Annotated in this window: 1 protein-coding gene and 1 pseudogene; both read right to left on the bottom strand. The window is 54.8% G+C overall.

Annotated features, from left to right (window positions below; translation table 11 throughout):
• Positions 1 to 6931: Ig-like domain-containing protein (locus ACFORG_RS13435; RefSeq protein WP_386736040.1), on the bottom strand; the 6931-nt coding region annotated here is incomplete at its 3' end.
• Positions 6932 to 7047: 116 nt separating this feature from the next.
• Positions 7048 to 7242 (bottom strand): annotated as a pseudogene (locus ACFORG_RS13430) (IS5/IS1182 family transposase); the annotation flags it as partial.
• Between the last annotated feature and the right edge of the window lie 217 nt (positions 7243 to 7459).

Genomic DNA, 7459 nt, shown 5'->3' with positions numbered 1-7459 from the left:
CCTTGATCGTGTCGCCATAACTGCCGCCGTGGATCTGGTCGTCGCCGATCCCGCCCTCGACGCTGTCGGCATCCTGCCCGGCCCAGATCGTGTCATTGCCGCCCTTCGCGAGGATCGTGTCCTGCCCGGTCCAGCCATAGATCAGGTCTTGACCGAAGGCCCCTTCCTGGTCGTTGTCGATGAAGGTGTCCGCACCGGCCTGAAGATAGATCACATCGGGTCCGTCATCGCCCCAGACCGTGTCGTCACCGCCGCCCGCCTTGATCGTGTCACCAAAGCTGCCACCGTGGATCTGGTCATCGCCGATCCCGCCCTCGACGCTGTCGGCATCCTGCCCGGCCCAAATCGTGTCGTTGCCGCCCTTGGCGAGGATCGTGTCCTGACCGATCCAGCCATAGACGAGGTCTTGACCGAAGGCCCCTTCCTGGTCGTTGTCGATGAAGGTATCCGCTCCGGCCTGGAGATAGATCACGTCCGGGCCGTCATCGCCCCACACCGTGTCGTCACCGCCGCCGGCCTTGATCGTGTCGCCGTGGCTGCCACCGTGGATCTGGTCGTCGCCGATCCCGCCCTCGACGCTGTCGGCATCCTGTCCGGCCCAGATCGTGTCATTGCCGCCCCTGGCGAGGATCGTGTCCTGCCCAGTCCAGCCATAGACAAGGTCATGACCAAACTGGTTGTTCTGAGCGTTGTCGTTGAAGACATCGTTTCCGGCCTGAAGGTAGACGACGTCCAGCCCGTCGCCGCCAGCGACGGTATCATTACCACTTCCCGCCCGGATGGTATCGGCAAAGGAGCCGCCATTGATCACGTCGTCGCCATCGCCCCCGCGCAGGTCGTCTTCGCCACTGCCACCTTCGATCGTGTCGTTGCCGTCGCCACTCCGGATCGTATCGTTACCCCTGCCGCCACTCAGGTTGTCAGGTCCATCCCCGACCCGGATCACATCGTCATTGTCGAGCAGGTTTACCAGACGGGTTGCCAACAGGGTTCCCGCGCCATCAAATGCGAAATAGTCAACTGTTTCCGGCAGATGCTCGGTTTCGGAATCCTGGCTCGTGTCTTCCTCTACCGAAACGTTGAAACTGTTAGGGCTGCTGCCACTGCCCCGCGCCCAGGCCGGGTCGTTGCCAACGTAAGACGAGACCCCGGCGATGACATTCGCCACGCCCGACATGGCAGAAGCCAGAGAAACTGTCGCAGTAGCGTCGGTCACGCCCGAGCTACGCCCTGCCAACCAATCAATGCCCCCCGCAGTGCCGCTGCCAGGCTCGATTGCCACCCAGCCGAGGGTCTCGACGAAATGGGCGCCGTCGTTGTTCGCTTCCTCTTCCTGCATCGTCAGTTGGAAGCCATCCGCGTCGGCGTTCCGCTGACGCGTGGTGACGAAATCTCCGCCGTTGAATGTCTGGACCTGGCTGAGAATGACCGGTGCGGTCTCGAACTCCGCATCGAATGAAACCGCGTTGAACCCCTGGCTGGACAAACGGCTGCTGTCCAACGTTCCGGCTTCCAGGATCGTGCCGTCCGGCAGGACCCAACTCCCCGCCTCGACGACCATGTAGTTCACAGTTTCGTTAAAGTGAGACCCGTCCAGATAATTCGGCTCTTGCAGTTGCATGGTCAGGCTGCTGCCGCTGACATCAATGACGCGAACGTTCACAGGTTGGTTGCCGTTCTCGGTCGCGACGAAGGCAACAACAACCGGGTTCTCGTAACTGCGCTGCAGGTTAACCGTTTGCTGAGTGGTGCTGAGTGACAGGGTGCCGGTTTCGAGCAGGTGCTGCAAGCGCGCCGCGGACAATGTTCCAGTGCCGTCGAAAGCGAAGTAGTCAATCTGTTCTGGGACATGCTCCGTCTCGGGGTCGTCACTACCGTCTTCTTCGACCGACACATCGAAGCTAGTCGCGGTACTGCCGTTGCCTCGTGCCCAGGCCGGGTCGCTGCCGGCATAGCTCGACACACCCGCGATGACGTTGGCCCCACCTGCAAGGGTAGCCCCAAGCGGTACGGTTGTTGTAGCGTCGTTAACGCCCGAAAAACGGCCAGCTAGCCATTCGATCCCGCCAGTGCTCCCACTGCCAGCCTCGATGGCGACCCAGCCAAGACTCTCCGAGAAATGGCTGCCGGAGTTACCAGCCTCTTCCTCCTGCATCGTCACTTGGAAGCCATCCGCATCGGCATTGCGTTGACGCGTGGTGACGAAATCGCTGCCGTTGAAAGACTGAACCTGGCTGAGAATGATCGGCTTGCTATCGAACTCGGAATCAAAAGCGACGTTTTCAAAGCCCTGCGAGGACAGCTGGTTGCTGTTCAGCGTTCCTGCTTCGATCAGCGTCCCATCCGGCAGAACCCAAGAGCCGGCCTCGACCACCATGTAGTTCACGGTCTCGTTGAAATGGGACCCGTCGAGATAATTGGGCTCCTGCAATTGCAACGTCAGTTCGTTGCTGCTGACATCCGAAACTCTGACGTTTACCGGCTGGCTTCCATTTTCCGTCGCTACGAACGCAACGACGACGGGGTTTATATAGCTGCGGTGCAGCGTCACCGACTGGGTGTTTTGGCTCATGGTAAGAGTGCCGGTCTCAGCGAATACGTCACCCCCAATTCCCGGTGGCGCAAGCGCGATAGGCACCAAATTGGAGATGTTGTTTTGTTCGTCCGACTCTGCCAGAGAGTTGCTGTAATCAGCTTCTACGGCAAAGTAATGAGTACCTGGATTGAACGTCCCGTAGTTCCGGACCCAATCCAAATCGACTCCGGAGATTTCAAGCTGGACCGTTTCACCATATGCTAATTCACCTGTGCCAACAGATCCAAGAAAATAGTCGCCTTCCCAATAAATAGTCTGGTCTTCAGACAGACGGAGCGCGACGGCGGTCCCGTAAGGCAGATCTGGGCCGTTGTTTGTGACTTCAAACCTCGCATCAAAAAGTTTACTGCCATCCGTGCGCATTACAACATTCAAGTTGGATGCGCTTACGTCAGGCAAACTTTCTCGTGCAACAATTTCAGTGGAGTGGTTAAGCCAAGTGACGTTGTTGCTTTCGTTCGTCTCAGAAATGGCGTCATTGATATCAACGACGTAACCGATATTATAGGTGCCGGGAACGATACTCGTTGGGATTGTGAACTGAAGGGAGTTTACAGTTTCCTGACCGCCGCCAGCAAGCGCGCCAAAGGCAACGCTCGTTAATATTATATCGTCGTGTGAAACATCACGATCAGAAGAAAGGACAATACTGACGTGATTGCCCGCGGGGGCCGAGTCAGTGCCGTAGTTGCCAAGAGTAAGATAAAACGTTCCAGCTTCCCCAGGAAACATTTCTTCAAGATCGATTGAAGTCATAGTCCAATCTGCGAGGGCGAGGTCGATATTCGGTTTTTTATCAACCACAAGCGCCACCGTAGCTTCATCTATCCAGCCGGTTCCATCAGAAATTTGATAAATCAGGTTAACGGCTTCTTCATTCTCTCCGGTGAACTCAGCTTTGGGGTCAAATACAATTCGATTGTTAACAATATAAGCGAGCCCAGACGCAGGTTGCGAAACAATCTCTGAAACAGACAGCGTATTACCGTCTGGGTCCGTATCATTCGCCAGAACATCGAGTATCGCTGGAGCGTCGCTTGAAACTTCGAAAGAGTCGTCGATAGCGATCGGGGCTGATGAAAGCGCATCATCGTCACGTATGCTGACATCGGCGAACTGCAGAAACGCGATTGAATTAAGCAGGTCAGTCCCGTCTGGAGACCCAGTTCTGTTGTCGATGATCTGGAGGTCAAAGTCCGGATTCGTAGAAGCCGTTATCGTGTAGTCGGCCCTGTTTCCGAAGAAGACCGCTGTGTCTGTCGACGAGCCGCCGTCGATCTCATCATTGCCCGCACCTCCGGTAATGGTGTCCTGTCCGCTAAGACCATAGAGCTGGTTGTCATCACCATCACCGATAATGAGGTCATTCCCATTTGTTCCGATGATGTGGTCCATGCTGTCGAATATGTCGAAACCAATCTCGGCACCGTAGGCTCTTTCCGTCGTCATATCGATGGTGGCACCGCCATTCATGGCCTTGTAGCTCAGAGTATCACGACCACCATCTCCATCGATAATGTCGTCCCCTGCACCTGGCCGAATGGTGTCATCATCAGCACCGCCGGAAATATTGTCGTTTCCATCCTCGCCGAGCAACTCATCATCGCCATCGCCGCCGTCTATTCGGTCGGCGTCCTCACCACCCCAGATGAAATCACGACCGCGCCCTCCGTAGAGAACATCGCCCCCGCTTTCTCCGTCGATTGTGTCGTTGTCATCTCCGCCGTAAATGGTGTCGTTGCCGGTACCACCATCTATGTCATCGTCACCATCGTCGCCCAATATTCCATCGTGACCTGCATCGCCGTCGATCCGGTCGTCGTCATCACCACCGGAAATCACGTCATCATCGTCACCACCCCGTAGTGTATCCCGACCATGCTCACCAGCAATAGTGTCGTCGCCATCATCACCTTTGATAGAGTCGTTGTCGCGCCCCCCTGCGATACCGTCATTTCCATCACCACCCTCGATGGTATCATCATCATCTCCGCCGCCAATCGTATCATTTCCGGCGTTGGTTTCGATTGTATCTTCTCCCGCTCCACCCAAGACTATGTCGTCGCGCTGCCCTGTAATGGCTCTGTCGTCGCCACCGTACATGGCAATGAAAACTTCCGTTGAGGACGAACTGGAGAACAGCCAGGTATTGTCGCCTTCGTCTCCTTCGTGGGTGACGGTTCGGGTCGTCGTATCTATGCCAGCGTCAGGTTCAGAGGCATCGCTTGGAGCGGTTTCGCCGGAACCGTCACCGATCAAAGAAACACCGATACCGTAGTCGCCGGTGGTGCCATTCTCGCCCGAAATCTCGACGTAGAAGGTCCCGCCATTCGCAGTGAACGAAAGTCCCGCGCTTGGCCCCCCACCTAGATCGGCATTGGATGCCATGAGCTGACCGGATGCGTTGTAGACCCTGATTTCCGGGTCGACCCCGCTGTAATCAGGTGTCGCGACGACCGCGTAGATCCGTCCTGACTGAGTATCAAACCGGAAGTAGTCCTCATCGCCAGACACCCCGATTTCACCGCGCACCGCTGTGCCATCAAGGTCGGAGACAAGAGTTGCTGTGCCGCGAGTATCACCGTGGTCATCTGGGTTGGCAACCGTCGGGGTAAGGGCACTTTGAAGGGTTTGGTATGTTACACCATCGACCGTTGCGTAGACCTGATCAGAGTGGAAGTCGATCCGATTCCCGCTTGTCATACCGACCATAGCAAGCGACGACGATGATCCTGCTATTGGCGCGGTCAGTTCGTATCCTTCTTCAGCATTAGCAATGTTGATCCAAATTGGGTCACTATCAACTGATGCGAATGCGGTAGTAGATTGAGAATGTATTCCAGGAAAATCGATTGGCAGATCAACAAAGTTCAGAGTATCCGGAAGTCTAGCGACATCGTAAAAAACAGTTCCACCAAAACTAATCGTCTCTACGCCATAGAGTATATCGGTTCCGTTGTCTTGAGCACCGAAAGACAGCGCCGTGGACGTCTGCTCAACTTCGACGCGTTCGAGGCCATCGACGACACTTCGTGTGAAAGAAAAGGAAACGCCCACCTGAGACAAAGACTCGAAATACGCTGTATCCACGCCGCTTCCGCCAATGAAAATGTCGTTGCCTTGTTCTCCAAACAAGGCATCATTGTCTTCACCGCCGAAGATTATGTCGTTACCCGTACCGCCATAAATGGTGTCGTTCCCGGCACCGCCAAAAATCGTATCGTTGCCCGAGTCGCCGCGAAGATCGTCACCAACATCTGCGACTGCGGCTAGTGGACTTTCGTATCGAAAATCGATCGGTCCACCAGTCACAACGCGGTCGTCGAAGGTCGACAGATGCAACAATCCATAGCTGCGGTCAAACGAGCTGGCCAGTGTGAGCCACAGCCGGTACTCTCCGCTGTCGCCGTGAATCCAGTCTCCCTGCGACCCTCCATAGATTGTGTCTTTTCCGCCACCACCAAAAATCGTGTCGCCGGGAGAAACCGTATCGTTGTCTGTGTCGGTGTTGTCTCCCTCACCATAGATCTCATCATTACCTCCGCCGCCCCAGATAGCGTCGGCACCACCGAGACCAGCAATGGTGTTGTCGCCCCGATTTCCCGAAAGAATATTGTCAAAGTTATCTCCAAAGGCGGAAGTACCATCTTGCGAACCCATGAGGAATACATTGTGCTCGATTGGCTGGCCATCCGCCAAAAAGTCAACCGCCTGATTCGAATTAGCCAGAATACCAAAAGAGCCGAATGTTACGGCACCTTCTCTCAAAATACCAAGGGCGGTGTCAAATTTAACAACGGAACGTCCTGTTCCTTCTGATGCATCAGCGATCGTTACCCAAGAGCCAAACGGCTGAATTATATCAGCACCATAACTCACATGAACGTGATTACCCCAATCACCTCCTGTATTACTTGTCGTCAAAAAGTTCGTGGTACCGTCGATGTAATCGCTAACCGATCCATTTTCGAGATGCATTAAAGTGGCATAAACGCCACCGCCTTCAAAAGTTATGAAGTTTCCGAAGTTGTGATAATCTAAGGCTCCAACTCGATCTGGCTCACCAACATAGCGACCATCTCCATACGCCATTTCGGTTTGCGAAGTCAATATATTATCGGCGTCCAAGACAACTTGCGCATTTGGCAGACCTGGCAACTGCCGCGTGATAGACGAGAAATCAAGCGAATAGTACAACGATCCAAAATGACTTGTACTTCCACCGTACGCCTGAGTGACCTCTACAACGTCATTTCCTGCCATATCAAACGGCAATTCAATCAAAATGGAAATTTCATTCGGGAGATCTATTAAACTAAATGACTGATAATTCATTTTTCAACAATCCCCAACGATGGCTTGTTCAAGACCACTATACTAACATTCTATGGCCAAGTGGCGCTGTTGCTAAAATCCGGGTCTGACCGCGGTTTCCCTTTCCTCGGACAGATTTATTCTACAGCCACTGTGAAAGGTATGCCAAGGGCGGTGTAGCCGTTGACCACGGCGATACGAACCTGCAACTCGGCGATCTGGCGCTCGAAGTCTCGGACCATTAGGGATTCGCCGAGCAGCTTGATGCAGTTCATCTTTGACTCGACCCGGCTCCGGCGGTGGTAGCAGCTCCATCGTCGCCATATGACCCTCAGCAATTGACATCGCCTCCGAGCCACGGCACGGTTCGAGCGTCCAGGATGCAAGATGTGTCGGGACGTTTCGATGTCGGCTCTTTGAGCTGGCAAAATTGTGTCTGGCTTTGGCCGGAGCAGCGGAACGACCGAAACATGTCTGTGTTGGAAGCTCCCTCTCCACATCGTCAGGCCCCGGAACTGTCGGGATGCGTCCCGCCTTGAAAGGAGCCTT

Origin of the sequence: Lutimaribacter marinistellae (assembly GCF_042648365.1) — a bacterium.
GTDB lineage: Bacteria > Pseudomonadota > Alphaproteobacteria > Rhodobacterales > Rhodobacteraceae > Lutimaribacter_A > Lutimaribacter_A marinistellae.
This window is presented reverse-complemented; position numbering and strand designations above follow the sequence as displayed.